Raw genomic sequence first — 15661 nt, 5'->3', positions numbered from 1 at the left:
GCAAGGAGTTTGCAGATGACCGTCGGAGCTGTGCCAACTCAGGGAAAAAGAGCTTGGACAGCCGAAGAATTCATGGCGTTGTCCAGGGAGGGACATCGCTACGAGATTGTTGATGGGAAGCCAATTGATATGGGAAGCGCGGGGGCACTCCATGGTTATGTCTGCAGCCTCCTATTGGCAGCTTTGACCCCCTACGTTTTGTCCAACAAGCTGGGGATCGTTTTAGATTCCAGCACTGCTTTTAAGATGAAGAGTGGAAATTGGCGCTCCCCTGACATCTCTTTTTTTGCTAAAGAACGCTTGCAGGGCATAGCTGAACTGCCCACAGGATTTTTGGAAGGCGCTCCAGATCTGGCTGTTGAAGTGCTTTCCCCCCGCAATACGGTTGAAGAAATTCATGACAAGCTGGTGGAGTACTTTGAAAATGGCAGCCGCCTGGTTTGGCTGGTTCACCCCAGCGAGCACTACGTCCTGGTGTATCGCAGCTCTCAAGAGCCTGACCGCCTCCTGAAATCGGTTGATCTTCTAGAAGGTGAAGAGGTTATTCCAGGATTTGCCCTGCCGGTGGCTCATCTATTCCAGAAGCTTTCCTTGTAACATCCCCCCGCCCTCACTCTAGCCAATAGAGCTTGGGCCTCCCAACCTTGCCATTGGGCATTCCTGCCCCGCGTCACAGAACGACTTGGCAGAGGAGTCGGTATCTCGACCCTGACTTTCCCGCCAGAGCGCGGAACTTGTAGCTCCCCGCACCCCTTGCAAGTTAAGTGCAGGGGGTTGCCCCTCTCGCCGACGGTCTATATTGAACTAGTTCGGGATCCGAAGAGCATGACTCTAGTCAATAATAAGCTCAACTATACTGAAAATAATGTATAATATGTTCAGTACGGATTACTACCAGTTGATCTTTCTGTTTACTTTCGAGTCTGCCAACATGGTAGCCAAAGCAAAGCAGAAAATTGGTAGTAAGACGACACGGAAACTGCGCTTTGGGTATTCTACTCAAAGCTTTGCGGGATACCGCCATTCTGGTTGGAAACAAACAGAATGCTATCGCTGCATAGTTGAACAGTGATGTTCAGCAGTGTTCAGCGTAAATGTATCAGGACGTCATTAGCGGTGCGGAGCACAATCAAGTGTCGATGGGGAAGGATAGCTCTGATAGGTTTCTTGGCAGCATTCCTCGCTCCTGCCCCTGCCATCTCTTTGCCTGCCTTCCCACCTCCTCCTGAGAAGACCTCGGCCCCAAACACCGCTTCCGAGTTCAACTGGCAGGGATCCCTCAAGTTGCTGCGGGGGGATCCCGTGGCTGCCCTGTCGGATCTGGATCGGGCGGTGCAGTTGGATCCCACCTATGCGCCGGCCTATGTGAACCGCAGCTACGTCTACAACCAGTTGCGCCAGCCGGAAGAAGCTCTGGCCGATGCGGAGCGGGCCATTCAGTTGAATGCAGGGATCCCAGAAGCCTACTTTAGCCGCGGGGTGGCCTATCTTCAGTTGGGGGATCGAGAAGCGGCGATGGCCGACTTTCGCCAGGCGTTGGCTCTCTTCTCCAAGAGTGGCAACTTTGCCGACCGAACCATCATGCAACAACTGCTGCGCCAGTTGGGGGTGGATTAGCCTTGAGTCTTTAGAGACTTGCGTTCTCCCAACCACTCTGATAAGGAAACTTCCTGAGCTTGCAGCCCAAAGACCTGACAGAACGACTCCACCAGCACCGGAGCTACGGCAGCCATCGTTACCTCCGGACAAAAGTGCACCAGGGATCCCACCGGGCGATCAGGGATCCCACAGGGCACGATGGCCTCGAAGGCAGCTAGATCCGGGCAGACGTTGAGGGCAAAGCCGTGGTAGGTCACCCAGCGGGAGACCTTGATGCCGATGGCCGCCACTTTGCGCCCCTCCACCCAAACCCCTGTGAGGCCAGGGATCCGCTCCCCCCGCAGGCCAAAGTGGGCCACAGTTTCAATAAGCACCTGCTCCAGTTGGCGCAGGTACCAGTGGAGATCCAGACGGTGGCGCCTGAGGTTGAGGATCGCATAACCAACCCACTGGCCTGGCCCGTGGTAAGTGACTTCGCCGCCGCGCTCTACCCGCAGGATTTCTGGCCCTTGTCCAGAGAGGAATTCTGGGCGGGCAGCTGGGGATCCTATCTGTCCAGCCAAGCTCTTGAGGAACTTGGGATCCGCCCCTGCCCCCAGGGTGTAGACCGGCGGGTGGGTGAGCAGTAGGAGCCCATCTGGCAGCTGCGGATTGCAGATCAGGCGAGCCACCCTGGCTTGCTGCCAAGCCCAAGCGGTGCGATAGGGCACCTCTCCCGCCAGGTGAACCTCCAGAGGCGGAGATCCCAAAGAGCGCTCAAACACCTGCGAGGACATCTCAAAGACGGTTTTGCTGGAGAGCTCGCTGTGCCACCAGAAGATGACCAAAAGACCCCATCCCAGCAACGTCCACCTAGCCTACCGGCAGGTTGACCTGCGCCCGCAACCGCTCCAACAAGGCGCGAGGCTGCAACAGCCCCTCGATACGGTCAACCGGCTTCCCGTCTTTGAACAGGATGAGGGTTGGCACGGCGTAGATACCCCAGCGGGCAGCAATATTGGGGTACTTTTCTGTGTCAATCTTTACGAAAGAGATGGCGTCACCCACCTGCGGCTTCACCTGCTCCAGCACCTGGGCCATCACCTGACAGGGACCACACCAAGTGGCGTAAAAATCCACCAGGATGGGGGTTTTGGATCCCTGAATCATGTCGTCAAAGCTTTTGAATTGCTGTTTGTGCGCCATAGGAAACTCCAAGGGTGTTCTGAAAAGCCTGAGATGAAATCTATTTGTAAGCTAACTGTTTGAGATTAAAAATTGGTGTGGAGATCTCGCCGCAGCCTGCTTCGGTTTCCCGGTAGGATGGCTAGGGTTCAGGAGAAGAGCTAGAGCGTACCCGTAGTCTAGGGTGTTGTGGTGGACAAAGGGGCAGACTTTAGCAGGGTTTAAGGACTTGGAGGAGTGGGATCCCGATGGCAACAAGTAGCAGCATGGTGAATCGTGGCGTGTTGGCTGCAGTGCTGGCCGGGGTAGGACTCAGCCTATGGGGGGCTTGGCGTTGGCTGTGGGATCCCTGGGGCTGGGCTCAGGTAGTGGCCGGGTTGCTGCTGAGTTTGGGCAGCTTGCTCTACTGGCTCAAGACCCGCCCCGCCGATCACCTGGTGGTGGAGCCCCAAGGCTGGCGCATCAGCCGCCACACCCCCGAGCACTGGGTCATTCAAGCGGAGTTTGTGGCTCGCAACCTCAACCCCCTTTTGGAAGTCACCTTGGCCCAGGTGGAGCCGCGACTGCATTTGCTCAGCGCCGGATCCCTAGAAGGCATTCACACCCGCCTACGCCTGCGCTCTCGCCATCCGGATCTTCCCCCCCGCCAAGACAACTACTGGCAGGCCTACATCATCACCCCCCAGAACCAGACTGGCCTAGAGGTTGAGATCGAGCTGAAGGGGGAAGGGCTGGCCCATTTGCGCTCTGCCTGGCTGGAGTTGGACTACATTCAGTACGGGCGGCAGCGGCGCACCCTCAAGACCAGCCATCTCATCCTGCCGTTGCAGGAGGTGGAGCCCTTGCCAGAGCTGAACTGGCAGCAGCAGGGATCCCTCCTTTGGGCCCCTGTTCCCACCCATCTGCTGACCCCCAGCGATGACTTGGCCGAGGTGCTACGGCGGTATGTAGGCCCTCACATCCAGCCCGGCGATATGGTGGCCATCTCGGAAAGCGCCGTGGCTATTGTCCAGGGCAACTTCCGCCATCCCCTGCAGGTGCAGCCCGGCTGGCTGGCCCGCACCCTGTGCTACTTCTTCCCCTCCAAGACCAGTCTTTCAAGCTGCTACGGGATGCAGACTTTGATCGACTGCTCCGGGGCCTGGCGGGTGGTGTGGGCTTTTGTGGTGGGATCCCTGGCCAAACTGCTGGGGATCCCGGGGGTCTTTTATGCCCTGGCGGGGGAGCAGGCCGATCTCATCGACGACGTTACTGGCACCCTACCTCCCTATGACCAGTTCATCGTGCTGGGGCCGCGGGATCCGGCCAAGTTGGTGGGGGATCTGCATCGGCAGACGGGCTACGAAGTGGCCATCGTGGATGCCAACGATCTGGGGCAGGTCAAGATCCTGGCAGCCAGCCCCGGCGTAGAGCGGGAGCTGGTGGAGCAAGCCCTGGGCAAGAACCCCGCCGGCAATGCCGCCGAACAGACCCCCCTTGTGCTGATCAGGCAGAGGCCATCTGACTAGAGGTGGCTTGAGATCTCAGAGCCTGCATAGCCTCGTGGGTGGAGAGGAAGAAGCGCTCAGCGCCCACTTTCTCCACAAACCCAGCCTTTTGGAGGCGATCCATTACCGGCCCCTTCACCTCGGCCATAGCAAAGCCCACCCCTGCCTGCTGCAAACGTTCCACCAACTGGGTCAGCACTTCCAAAGCGCTGCCGTCGATGAAGTTGATGGCGCTGGCAACGAGCAGCACCTGCTCCACTGTGGGTCGCGCCGCCACCTCTCGCAGCAGATACTCCTGCAAGTAGGCTGCGTTGGCAAAAAACAGGCTCTCGTCCACCCGCACTGCCAAGATACGGGGATCGGTAATCACCTCATGGCGCTGCACGTTGCGGTAGTGCTCCGTACCGGGCACCTGACCCACGATGGCAATGTGAGGACGGCTAGCCCGCCAAAGAAAGAGCAGGATGGAGACTAACACCCCTATTCCGATCCCTTGCTCCACTCCGATCCCCAGCACACTGGCAAAGGTTACCAACCAAACCAGGGCATCGCCACGGTCGTAGCGCCAGCTTTGCAGCAGGGGGTGAAAATCCACCAGGGCCAGCACCGCCACCAGAACAATGGCCGCCAGGGTGGTCTGGGGCAAGAAGGTGAACAGGGGCATCAGCCAGATGACCGTCAAAGCCACCAACAGGCCGGTGATTAGGGAGGCCAGGCCACTGTTGGCGCCTGCTTGAAAGTTCACCACCGACCGGCTGATGCCTCCCGTTACCGGATAGCCGCCACTGCAGGCTGCTGCCAAGTTGGCTGCCCCCAAAGCCACCAGATCTTGGTTGGGATCCACCTTCTGCCGCCGCTGGCTGGCCAAGGACTGCCCCACGGCATAGCTCTCCGTGAAGCCCACCAAGCTAATGGCCAAGGCGGTGGGCAGAAGCGCTGTCCACTGTCCCCAGCTCAACGAGGGAAAGCCCAAGGGGGGCAACCCGGAAGGAATGGAGCCAACAACAGATACCCCTGCCCTCTCCGAGAGGTTTAGGCCCCAGACCAACAGGCTGGTCACGAGCACAGCCGCTAGCGGTGCCCCCTTGGTCAAAATCAAGGCCCAACCTGGAGGCACACCCCAACGCCGCAGTTGGTGGGGCAACTTTCGCTGAGCGTACACCAGCAGGGATACGACCAGCAGCCCTAGGCCAAAGGTTGCCCAGTTCACCTTGTCCAGGCTTTGCCACAGCCGCTGCACCAACAGCAAGAAGGACTCCGTATTGGCGATCTTGACCCCCAGGAGGTGGCGGAGCTGGCTGAAGCCGATGATCAAGGCCGCCGCGCTGCCAAAGGCAGTCACCACCGTGTGGCTTAAGAAATTGGCCAAAAACCCCAGCCGCAACAACCCCATGGCCCCCTGGACCAGACCCACCTCCAAGGCCAGCCCCAAAGCCAACTGTCCATACTCCGGGCTGCCCGGCAAGGACTCCGTCCCGCTGACGCGACCGGCCAGCGGCTCTAACCCTGCCGCCACCAAGAGGGAGATGATGGCCACCGGCCCTACCGCCAAGGCGCGGCTGGATCCCAGTAGTCCATAGACGATCACCGGCAAAATACTGGCGTACAGGCCCACTTGGGGGGGCAACCCGGCCAACAGGGCATAGGCCATGCTCTGGGGCACCAACAGAATGGCCACCACAAGGCCGGCGATCAGATCTCCCGGCAAATCTGATCGTTGATAGTGGAAGACCCAAAGAGACTCCTTAGCAAAGGGCAGGTACCGCGCCAGGATCCCCTGCCCCCCAGAGGAAGTAGAAGGGATCCCACTCATAGCGCCTGACCTCGGTTCCAGGGCATGCGAGCCAAGAGCAGAGCCATGCCACAGGTGTTGGTTACACCCGCAAACACCAGCCCAGCGCCCACAAAGCCACTCAGCAGCAGCCACCAGGGGTTGACAAAGGCCCCCAGAAGGGTTCCGGTGAGCACCAGGGATCCCGCCGCAATCTGCACCTGCCGCATGATGGAGATGGGCGCATTTTGGGTGCGGGTAACGGGCAGCTTGGCCGCTTTCCAAGCCTCGATCCCGCCCTTGAGGCTAATCACCTCCGGCCAGCCGCGGTCTAGCAACTGACAACCGGCGCGGATGGAGCGGCTGCCCATGCGGCAGTGCAACACCACCGGCTTCTCTGGCGTGGAAGCAGGCACTTTGGCCGGGTCAAAGGTAGATAGGGGCATGTTGATGGCCGCCGGGATCCGCTCATCGGCATATTCTCCCGGCTCCCGCACATCAATGAGCTGGACTCGCCCCTGATCCAGCCACTGTTTTAAGGTCAGGGCATCGATCTCCTTGAGACGGGGATCCCGTTCTTGCGAAGCGGAAGGGATAGGGTTTTGTTGGGTTACGGTCATGGTTGTCTCCTTGCTTCTAGCGTTGTCTAAAATGCAAAATGCAGCGATTTTTGGGATTAATCCCCCTCCTCAAGCAAATGACTTGGCTCACCGGGGTAAAACCGGCTATCCAGGATTTGCTCTGAGGAATAAGGGCAGGTTTTGGGGAAAATCTTTCTGGGCAGCTTGGTCTCCTCCAGGGCCAGCTTCAGCGCTCCCAAGTAAGACTTGGAGATGGCCTCTGGCAAATAGGGCTTGAGACTTGGGCTTTCTTCAAGAAGCTCCAGAACTTCCTGCCGCTGCAGCTGGAGGGTGAGGAGCCAGCTTGCGGATCTCCCCTCTGGCTGGTACTCCCACTTGAGGAGATGCCCAACCAAAACTGCAAGTCGGTTTCGCAGTTCCTGCCGCTGTTGCCTGCCCAACGATTCAATCTCCTCGACTAAATTGGGCAGATCCAGCTTCTCCCAGGCCCCATCCCGCAGAAATTGAGCTTGTTGCTGGATCCAAGCGTAGAAATCGCTCTCATAGAGACTTTCTCGATCCACGCTCAAACTCTCCATTTCTGGCAAGCCAATTGAGAGAAGGTTACCCAGAGCAGCGGGCCCTCACCATCGGAGTTTCACATGGGCTCCCCAGCCGGCGGGGGCTTACCCTGCACCTCGCTGCCCAGAAGGAATTAAACCGCTGCTGCCACTTGGCCGCACTGCTCGTTGGCCGGCACCGCTTCCTGGATCTTCTTCGGCTGGGGCAGGTTGAGGCTGTTCATCAGGGCAATGAAGCTCTCACGGGAACGCAGGTTGCCCGTTTCCGGATCCACAAAGCGCGGGTTCCAGCGCTTCTCCTCGCCAATGGTGGAGACGGTGTGCCCGCGATAGTCGTGGCCGGGGTAGACCAAAGTCTCGTCGGGCAGCGTAAACAAGTGCTGGGTAACATGGTCGTACATCAGGCCGGGATCCCCGCTTTGGAAATCCGTGCGCCCACAGCCGCGGATCAGCAGGGCATCTCCGGTAAGGACGCGATCCCCATTGACGCGGTAGGTCATGTGGCTGTCGGTGTGGCCCAGGGTAGCGATGGCTTCAATGACGACGGATCCCACTTGCAGCGTTTCCCCATGACCGATGAAACGATCTGCACATTGAGCCTTGGCCTGTACTGGCACCACCCCTTGGCAACCGGTCAGTTCCCGCAGCTTCCCGGTTCCCGTGATGTGATCCGCGTGAACGTGGGTTTCCAGGCAGTACTTCAAGGTTAGACCCAATTCCCGAATCAGCTTCAAATCCCGCTCCACCTGCTCCAGTACCGGATCCACCAGGGCGGCCTCGCGAGTTGTCGGATCCGCGATTAAATAGGTGTAGGTGCTTGTTTCTGCGTCGAACAGTTGGCGAAATAGCATAGTGCCCTCCTGTCTGGTATCGAAAGCCCGACGTGAACTTGGACTTTCTAGGAACACTATATAACTATCTAGTGTTAAAATCAAGTTGACGAACGGCGCAAGCAGGTTTGTTGATGGGAGAAAGCCGGTGAGCAGAGCGGATGTGAATGAGTGTCGCACGATCCTGACGCCGCAGGTTCTCGACAGCGTGGCAGAGTACTTCAAGGTTTTGGCGGAACCCAGCCGCCTGCAGATCCTGTGTCAGTTGCGCTCGGGGCCCAAGAACGTCACCCAAATCTTGGAAGCTACGGGTATGGGCCAGGCCAATGTTTCCAAGCACCTGAAAATCTTGGCGCAGGCAGGGATCGTCAGCCGTCAGCCCAAGGGGGTGAGTGTTTATTACCAAATTGCGGATCCCATGTGCTTTGAGCTGTGTGAAGTGGTATGTCGGCAGTTGGTGAGTCGGCTGCAACAGCAAGCCCGCCAACTGGAGCCGCTGGCAGCCATTCACCCAGGTCAACCGAGCTGAGGCGAAAATGGTTCTCAAATGGGTTGGGATTTCGCGAGCACCTGATGATTAGTCCAGCCCCAGCCGCCGACGAAAGTAAGGGATGGTCTGTTGCAGCCCAACTTGCAGCGGGATCCGAGGCTCCCAACCCAAGAGGGCGCGGGCTTTGCCAATATCCGGCTGCCGTTGTCTGGGATCGTCCGTCGGCAGAGGCCGGTAAACGATGGGAGAAGGGCTGCCGGTGAGGGCGAGCACCTGCTGGGCCAGCTCCAGGATCGTGAACTCCTCTGGGTTGCCCAAGTTAAAGGGTCCGGGGTAGGGGCTGTTCATCAGCCGGATCAAGCCTTCCACCAGGTCGGAGATGTAGCAAAAGCTGCGGGTCTGGGATCCATCCCCATAGACCGTCAGGGGATCCCCGCGCAGGGCCTGGACGATAAAGTTGCTCACCACGCGGCCATCGTCCTCCCGCATGGCGGGGCCGTAGGTGTTGAAGATGCGGGCCACCCGGATCTCCGTCTGGTATTGCCGCTGCCAGTCGAAGGTGAGGGTTTCCGCCAAGCGCTTGGATTCGTCGTAGCAGGCCCGCGGGCCGATGGGGTTGACGTGGCCCCAGTAGTCTTCCGGTTGGGGATGCACTTGGGGATCCCCGTACACTTCTGAAGTCGAGGCCAGCAGGAACCTCGCTCCCGTTTTCTGGGCCAGTTGCAGCAGGTGGTAGGTGCCCCAGAGGCTGGTGCGGATGGTGCGGATGGGATCCGCTTGGTAGTGGGGGGGAGAAGCGGGGCAAGCCAGGTGGTAGATCTGCTGGATCCCAGCCTCTGCCAAAGCGGGCGGCAGGGGCTCGGCAACGTCGTGCCAGATGAGCTGAAAGGCGGGGTTGTCCAGATGGGCCTGGACATTGAGCTGCCGGCCTGTGGAGCCGTTATCCAGGCAAATGACCCAGTGGCCTTCTTGCAGAAGGCGGGTTACCAAGTGGGATCCGATAAATCCCAGGCCACCCGTAACCAGGATCTTCATGATTTCCCCTGATTTCCCCAGCACCTACCAGCCCACTCCAATGAGGGTTATGCCCGCCTGCCGCACCGCCTCCCGATCCAGACAGTTACGGCCATCGATGAGCAAGGGCCGCCGCATCAGCTCTGCAATCCGTCGGTAATCCAGCGACAAAAACTCCGGCCACTCCGTCACCAACACCAGGGCATCGCAGTCCTGGGCCAGGCGAAACACATCCGTTTCCACCACCACATGGGCCAACCCCTCCCGCATCCCCGAGGCGGATACAATTGGATCATATGCCTTGACCTTGGCCCCCAGACGGTGGAGTTGTTCGATCAAAGTCAGGGAAGGGGCATCCCGCAGGTCGTCGGTGTGGGGTTTAAACGTGAGGCCCAAAAGGCCAACGGTTTTACCCTTGAGCACCTTGAGGGCTTGCTGCAGCTTTTCCACCAAACGTTGCCGCTGTTCTCGGTTGACCTCCACCGTGGCCCGCAACAGCTTGGCCTCATAGCCGTAGTCAGCAGCGGTTTGAATGAGAGCCGCCAGATCTTTGGGGAAGCAGCTTCCGCCCCACCCTATGCCGGCGTTGAGAAAGGCGCGGCCAATGCGCCTATCTAGGCCGATCCCTTCTGCCACCTGGGTGATGTCGGCGCCGGTGCGCTCACAGATGTTGGCCATTTCGTTGATGAAGCTAATCTTGGTGGCCAGGAAGGCGTTGGCGGCATACTTGATCATTTCGGCAGAAGCCAGGTCGGTCACCAGCAAAGGCACGGGATCCCCTTGCAGGCCCTGCTGGCGGTTGAGGATGGGTTCATACAGCTGCCGCATGATTTCAATGGCGCGGGGGCTGTTGGAGCCAATCACAATGCGATCCGGGTAGAAGGTATCTTGGATGGCACTGCCCTCCCGCAGAAACTCGGGGTTGCTCACCACGTCAAACTGCGGCGTCCAAGGGGAGAGCTCTAAGGTGAGAGATCTGGCCTCAGGATCCCTCCCCACTTCTCGGCTGCTCAGCCGCTGCTTGGCGGCTTCGGCGGCCCCGTCCAGAATGAGCATGCGCACCCAGTCCCCAGAGCCAATGGGCACAGTGGATTTGTTGACAATGACTCGATAGCGCTCGTCCAGATGCTGGCCAATTTCCCGCGCCACTGCTTCCACGTAGCGCAGATCGGGATCCCCGCTGGGCAGGGCCGGGGTGCCCACGGCAATAAACACCACCTCGCTGGCCTGGATCCCAGAGCCCAGATCGGTGCTAAAGTGCAGCCGACCCGCCGCAGTTCCCTCCCGCACCAGCTCTTCCAGGCCGGGCTCGTAGATGGGCAGGCGACCCCGCTGCAGCCCTTCAATCTTGGCGGGGTTGTTGTCCACACAGATAACGCTATTTCCTAGGTGAGCCAGGCAGGCTCCTGTTACCAGGCCCACGTATCCAGCCCCTACTACGGCAACGTGCATACTCAGCGTTTGCTCCCGAACGGATGGCCCCCATGCCCCCGCAGCTCACCGTTAGGATACCCCACTCCCCTGGGATCCCTTACCCCCATTGAGGTCGGTGGCAGAATAAAGCAGGACATCTGCGGATCCCTGCTCGAGCTGCAGTGAGCTTTCTGGATTCTGCTGCCATAGCCAGCCGCCGCCAGCGCCAAGTGCAGAGGGTGCTGTACGTCACGCTAGGGCTAAATGTCCTGGTGTTTCTGATCAAGTTAATCCTGGGGCTGACGACGGGATCCCTAAGCCTCATTGCCGATGCCCTGCACAGCTCCACCGACAGCGCCAGCAACATTTTGGGCTTGGTGGCCATGCGCTTTTCTTCGCCAGAGCCCGATGCTGACCATCCCTACGGCCATCGCAAGTTTGAAGCCATTGGAGCGCTGGGGATCGCCGCCTTTTTGGGGATGGCCAGCCTGGAGATCCTGCGCACAGCCGTGGAGCGGTTTTGGGAGCCCCAGCCCCACCTGCAGATCGATGAGCTGACCTTGGGGATGATGGTGGGCGTGCTGGGCATTAATGTCTTTGTCACCCTCTACGAGCACCGCTGGGGCAAAGCTCTGTCCAGCTCGCTGCTGTTGGCCGATGCGCGCCATACCCTCAGCGACGTTGGGGTGACGCTGACAGTGTTGCTGGGGTTGGCCGGCATGCATTATTGGGGGATCCCTTGGCTGGATCAAGCCCTGGCTTTGCCGGTGGCGCTGCTGGTGCTCCGAAGCGGCTGGGAAGTGCTGCAGGAGAATCTTCCCTACCTCACCGACCGGGTGGCGATCCCCTCTGAGGCCCTGCGGGATCTGATCCTGAGCGTGCCAGGCGTGCTCGACTGCCATGACATCACTTCCCGCGGCATCCCCGGGGAGATAGTCTTTATCGAGATGCACCTGGTGGTGGAGCCACAGGACATTGAGTCCGCCCACCGCCTCGCTGAGGAAGTCGAACACCTCCTGCAAGGGCGCTACGGGCCAGCGCGGATCCTCATCCACCTGGAGCCCCGCTCCCATATCGAACAACCCTAGCAGGAGCTCGCCACCTGCCAACAGATAGCCTAGCCAAACCTTAGGGATCCTGATGTTTCCAAAAGAACACCAAAACGGTATCAACGCCTCTGCGAGCGTCCCTCAAAATCTCGGAAAAGCCCATTCTTTCGTCGGATCCCTCGACGCCTTGTGCCACAAGGCTTTCCGGCCCCAAAACCCCCTCGCCGAAACTCTTTTTGCCCCCTTTTTTCCGGATCCCTCGCAAACGGGTCTTGCATCCCTTGCCCTGCTTGGCTTTAATAGGGGTGGAGTTCCCCCTTCGGGGGGATCCCTAGAAATTGGAAACACGGACTACCAGCTAATCGTCCAACTTCCCTGACCCCAGGTGGTTCCCCCTTCGGGGGGATCCCTAGAAATTGGAAACAAGCGTTCCTCAACCAGAGAGTCAAGGGTTGCTGTCGTTCCCCCTTCGGGGGGATCCCTAGAAATTGGAAACTGCGATATTTACTTTGAATGGTTAACGTCAATTAAGTTCCCCCTTCGGGGGGATCCCTAGAAATTGGAAACAAACAAAGTCTGACTGATGATTCATATGACAGAGGTTTCTCAGGTTCCCCCTTCGGGGGGATCCCTAGAAATTGGAAACTCTTGGCTAAATTCCTCAGAGTCAATGGTGTAGTCATCGTTCCCCCTTCGGGGGGATCCCTAGAAATTGGAAACCCAGTGGAGCCTGGTCCACTCCACTGGTAGGACAAGAAGTTCCCCCTTCGGGGGGATCCCTAGAAATTGGAAACCTCTAACGAAAACCGCGGACTTACAGTGAGCGATGTTGAAGTTCCCCCTTCGGGGGGATCCCTAGAAATTGGAAACAAGTTAGAAAGCATCCAGTTGATCTCCTCTTGGCTGTAATCTGTTCCCCCTTCGGGGGGATCCCTAGAAATTGGAAACTGTGCGAACTCATCTGGCCCCACTTCGAAGCGTGGTGCCGTTCCCCCTTCGGGGGGATCCCTAGAAATTGGAAACACCGCCCACGATGGAGCGGGCCAGTTGTCCTCGGTGGTTGTTCCCCCTTCGGGGGGATCCCTAGAAATTGGAAACACTCCCTTTTCTGTCAGCTGGAAACGCTTTCTGAAGTGGTTCCCCCTTCGGGGGGATCCCTAGAAATTGGAAACCTGAGAAGTACTTGCTCAATCCTTTTGAGCTCATCAGGTTCCCCCTTCGGGGGGATCCCTAGAAATTGGAAACCCCATCAAACTCTGCGGAACCGACGGTCACTATGTAGTGTTCCCCCTTCGGGGGGATCCCTAGAAATTGGAAACGTGAAGGGGCTTTCTGCCTCGATCTCGATGTTCTGGGGGTTCCCCCTTCGGGGGGATCCCTAGAAATTGGAAACTGTGTGGTAACCCAAAAGCACCGAGCTGTATACACGGATCCGCGTTCCCCCTTCGGGGGGATCCCTAGAAATTGGAAACCCCACGGGATCCCAGACAGCCCGGAGAAGCGCTGTGGCCAGGTTCCCCCTTCGGGGGGATCCCTAGAAATTGGAAACTTCTTGTACGTGCCTCCCCGGCGCAGGACGCCGTTCAGTTCCCTCTTCGGGGGGATCCCTAGAAATTGGAAAAGAAATTGGAAAAGAAATTGGAAGCGAACTGAAGCTGGGCCTGGTTATCAGGCGGGCAGCGAAAGCAACGGCTGAAACGCTCCAGAAATCGGCCTGCTGGCTGGGGAAAGTCTGGGAAAGTGAGGTCTGGATCCCCGGCAGCCACCGCTGCCCAAAAGTAGCGCAATTGTGGGGCCAAGGCTTGTGCCTGTTCCAAAGGCAAATTCAGCGGTGCGGAGGTTAAAAACTTAACCACCGCTGGTTCGCTGCGCTGGGCCATCCACTCCCGGGAGAACGCTTGCAAATCGGGCCAATCGGGCAGAGATCCCACCCGGTAGCTCTGGATATGGACTTGGATTCCGGTCTCTCGATCCGACCGGAGCTCGACAAGGCGGTAGGGGTGGGGAAAGCTGACCAAAGAGCCGGTGGTAATGTCGTAAACCCCCCCTCGTCGGGCGATGTGCTGGATGTGCAGATGTCCGGTGAACACCAGTTGCACCCCATAAGCTTGCAGCAGCCGCCGCAACTGAGAGGCATTCTCCAGCATGTAGCGACGCCCCCAGGGATGGAGAGACTGGCCGCGCAGATGCTCGACCACATTATGGTGCACCATCAGCAGCACCAGCTCTTCCTCGGCTGCCGCCAATTCTTTCTCCAGCCAGGTCAGTTGTTCTGGGGTTAGACACCCCACCAATTGACCCTGAGCATCAAAATGGTTGGAATTGAGGCCGATCAAACGGATCCCTGGCCGCAGAACCCGGCTGTAATCCAAAGACTGCCCATCCTCGTAGCCAAAAGCTCGGTAGTAGCGGGGAAAATCCGCCAAACCAATAGAGCGCCCGCTGGCCTCGGGCTGGGGCACATCGTGGTTGCCGGGCACCACAAAAGCCGGAAAGGGCAGTCGAGCCAGCCGCTCTGCCAGCCATGCATGGTTTTCCGGCTCCCCATGCTGGGTCAGATCCCCCGGCAACAGCAGAAAATCCAGAGGCAACTGCACCAGATGCTGCAAAACCTGTTCCAGAGCCGGGATGCTCACCTCTACCAGGTGAAATCGGCTGGGGTGATCCCAAAGGGTGGAAGGGAGGGCGACGTGGGGATCGCTCACCACAGCAAAGCGGATCTGCACGGATTACTCCCCTTGACAACAGCAAGCAGACAAAGCCTTCGGCCCACCGGGGGGGCAAGCGCTTCTGCTATTCTGGCATCCATCACGGGATCCCGATTATCTCAGGAGCACAGCATGGTGGCCCAGGTGATTACCATCGATCACCCTCTGGTGCAGCACAAGCTCAGCCTCATGCGCCGTGTTGAAACTACAACCGCCGACTTCCGAGCGCTGATGCGGGAGATCAGCCTCTTGATGGCCTACGAGGTGACCCGCGATCTGCCCCTCAAGCTACAGCCCATTCAAACCCCGATGGCCCCAATGTTGGCGCCGATGTTGGCGGCAGAGAAAAAGTTGGTGCTTGTCTCCATCCTGCGGGCCGGCCAAGGGCTCCTCGACGGCATGCTGGAGCTGATCCCATCAGCACGGGTGGGGCATATCGGCCTATATCGGGATCCCCATACCCTGATCCCCATCGAGTACTACTTCAAGGTGCCCACCGATATCGAGGATTGTGAGGTGCTGGTGGTGGATCCAATGTTGGCCACCGGCCATTCGGCAGCAGCGGCTGTAGCGCGCCTACGCCAAACCCGACCCCAGTCGATCCGCTTCATCTGCCTGGTGGCCGCCCCAGAAGGGATCCGGTATTTCCACGAACAGAACCCAGATGTGCCAATCTATACCGCTGCTGTAGACGATGGCCTAGACGAGCACGGCTACATCCTCCCCGGCCTAGGAGATGCAGGGGATCGCCTGTTCGGCACCCGCTGATGGGAGAGTGCCATGCCTACAGCACCCTATGTTGCTGCGCCACAGTAAACTACCCGGCTCCGACCGCTAAGCGGTACGGAGCGGGCTTTCAGTAGCCCTGAGCCCGCTCTGCTCTACCAGAGAACAAAACAAGCCCGAACCTCTAGGCTGGTTTACGACAGCCCCCAAAAGCGCAATCACATTCGCACCATTCAAATCCGCATCCCCTTCCCATCCACAGTGCCCAC

At 58.8% G+C, this 15661-nt stretch carries 14 protein-coding genes, 3 pseudogenes and 1 CRISPR repeat array; of the genes and pseudogenes, 7 read left to right on the top strand and 10 right to left on the bottom strand.

What is annotated here, in order from left to right:
* Positions 1-15 precede the first annotated feature (15 nt).
* The 3 genes and pseudogenes from ACVWZU_RS10560 to ACVWZU_RS10550 all read left to right on the top strand — a co-directional run bounded on the left by ACVWZU_RS10560 (position 16) and on the right by ACVWZU_RS10550 (position 1617).
* Entirely contained in the window at positions 16-597 is a 582-nt protein-coding gene (locus tag ACVWZU_RS10560; RefSeq protein ID WP_457444801.1) for a Uma2 family endonuclease, read from the top strand.
* A gap of 280 nt (positions 598-877) precedes the next feature.
* Positions 878-1061: pseudogene (locus tag ACVWZU_RS10555) on the top strand (hypothetical protein); the annotation flags it as partial.
* Between the two features lie 106 nt (positions 1062-1167).
* Positions 1168-1617, top strand: a complete 450-nt coding sequence (locus tag ACVWZU_RS10550) for a tetratricopeptide repeat protein (protein ID WP_457444799.1) — start codon at positions 1168-1170, stop codon at positions 1615-1617.
* Here ACVWZU_RS10550 and lipB read toward each other — a convergent pair.
* The gene (gene lipB, locus ACVWZU_RS10545) at positions 1614-2375 is read right to left on the bottom strand and encodes a lipoyl(octanoyl) transferase LipB (protein ID WP_457444822.1); all 762 of its coding nucleotides are present in this window, start codon (positions 2373-2375) and stop codon (positions 1614-1616) included. The genes ACVWZU_RS10550 and lipB overlap by 4 nt on opposite strands.
* A gap of 76 nt (positions 2376-2451) precedes the next feature.
* Positions 2452-2784, bottom strand: a complete 333-nt coding sequence (gene trxA / locus ACVWZU_RS10540) for a thioredoxin (protein WP_414330952.1) — start codon at positions 2782-2784, stop codon at positions 2452-2454.
* A 227-nt stretch (positions 2785-3011) separates the two neighbouring features.
* Here trxA and ACVWZU_RS10535 point away from each other — a divergent pair, with 227 nt between their 5' ends.
* The gene (locus ACVWZU_RS10535; RefSeq protein ID WP_457444796.1) at positions 3012-4271 is read left to right on the top strand and encodes a hypothetical protein; all 1260 of its coding nucleotides are present in this window, start codon (positions 3012-3014) and stop codon (positions 4269-4271) included.
* On the opposite strand, the gene ACVWZU_RS10530 is transcribed toward ACVWZU_RS10535, so the two are convergent.
* From ACVWZU_RS10530 to ACVWZU_RS10515, 4 genes are all read right to left on the bottom strand, one after another.
* The gene (locus ACVWZU_RS10530) at positions 4249-6063 is read right to left on the bottom strand and encodes a SulP family inorganic anion transporter (RefSeq protein ID WP_457444794.1); all 1815 of its coding nucleotides are present in this window, start codon (positions 6061-6063) and stop codon (positions 4249-4251) included. The genes ACVWZU_RS10535 and ACVWZU_RS10530 overlap by 23 nt on opposite strands.
* The gene (locus ACVWZU_RS10525; RefSeq protein ID WP_457444792.1) at positions 6060-6641 is read right to left on the bottom strand and encodes a rhodanese-like domain-containing protein; all 582 of its coding nucleotides are present in this window, start codon (positions 6639-6641) and stop codon (positions 6060-6062) included. Before ACVWZU_RS10525 ends, ACVWZU_RS10530 begins: the two co-directional genes overlap by 4 nt.
* Positions 6642-6697: 56 nt before the next feature.
* A complete protein-coding gene (locus ACVWZU_RS10520) occupies positions 6698-7165 on the bottom strand; it encodes a DUF29 domain-containing protein (protein ID WP_457444790.1) in 468 nt (155 codons plus the stop codon).
* 131 nt (positions 7166-7296) lie between these two features.
* Positions 7297-8013: an MBL fold metallo-hydrolase gene (locus ACVWZU_RS10515; protein ID WP_414413400.1), complete on the bottom strand. Its 717-nt coding sequence runs from the start codon at positions 8011-8013 to the stop codon at positions 7297-7299.
* 127 nt (positions 8014-8140) lie between these two features.
* Here ACVWZU_RS10515 and ACVWZU_RS10510 point away from each other — a divergent pair, with 127 nt between their 5' ends.
* Positions 8141-8521, top strand: coding sequence for an ArsR/SmtB family transcription factor (locus ACVWZU_RS10510; protein ID WP_457398146.1), 381 nt, complete (start codon positions 8141-8143; stop codon positions 8519-8521).
* A gap of 48 nt (positions 8522-8569) precedes the next feature.
* Here the strand turns inward: ACVWZU_RS10510 and ACVWZU_RS10505 are convergent, their stop codons facing one another.
* Both ACVWZU_RS10505 and ACVWZU_RS10500 read right to left on the bottom strand, forming a co-directional pair.
* The gene (locus ACVWZU_RS10505; protein ID WP_457444788.1) at positions 8570-9517 is read right to left on the bottom strand and encodes a UDP-glucuronic acid decarboxylase family protein; all 948 of its coding nucleotides are present in this window, start codon (positions 9515-9517) and stop codon (positions 8570-8572) included.
* Positions 9518-9541: 24 nt separating this feature from the next.
* A complete protein-coding gene (locus ACVWZU_RS10500) occupies positions 9542-10948 on the bottom strand; it encodes a UDP-glucose dehydrogenase family protein (protein ID WP_457444786.1) in 1407 nt (468 codons plus the stop codon).
* Positions 10949-11091: 143 nt separating this feature from the next.
* On the opposite strand from ACVWZU_RS10500, the gene ACVWZU_RS10495 reads away from it, so the two are divergent.
* Entirely contained in the window at positions 11092-11997 is a 906-nt protein-coding gene (locus ACVWZU_RS10495; protein WP_457444784.1) for a cation diffusion facilitator family transporter, read from the top strand.
* A gap of 271 nt (positions 11998-12268) precedes the next feature.
* Positions 12269-13580: a CRISPR direct-repeat array (repeat unit 36 nt; unit sequence GTTCCCCCTTCGGGGGGATCCCTAGAAATTGGAAAC).
* A gap of 450 nt (positions 13581-14030) precedes the next feature.
* Here ACVWZU_RS10495 and ACVWZU_RS10490 read toward each other — a convergent pair.
* Positions 14031-14663: pseudogene (locus ACVWZU_RS10490) on the bottom strand (metallophosphoesterase family protein); the annotation flags it as partial.
* A gap of 135 nt (positions 14664-14798) precedes the next feature.
* Here ACVWZU_RS10490 and upp point away from each other — a divergent pair.
* Positions 14799-15434, top strand: coding sequence for a uracil phosphoribosyltransferase (gene upp / locus ACVWZU_RS10485; RefSeq protein WP_457444820.1), 636 nt, complete (start codon positions 14799-14801; stop codon positions 15432-15434).
* Positions 15435-15500: 66 nt separating this feature from the next.
* Here upp and ACVWZU_RS10480 read toward each other — a convergent pair.
* Positions 15501-15661 (bottom strand): annotated as a pseudogene (locus tag ACVWZU_RS10480) (RNA-guided endonuclease TnpB family protein); the annotation flags it as partial.

Source organism: Thermostichus sp. MS-CIW-26 (assembly GCF_054059115.1).
Note: the sequence above shows the minus strand (reverse complement) of the source record. Positions and strands in the feature narration are given on the sequence as shown.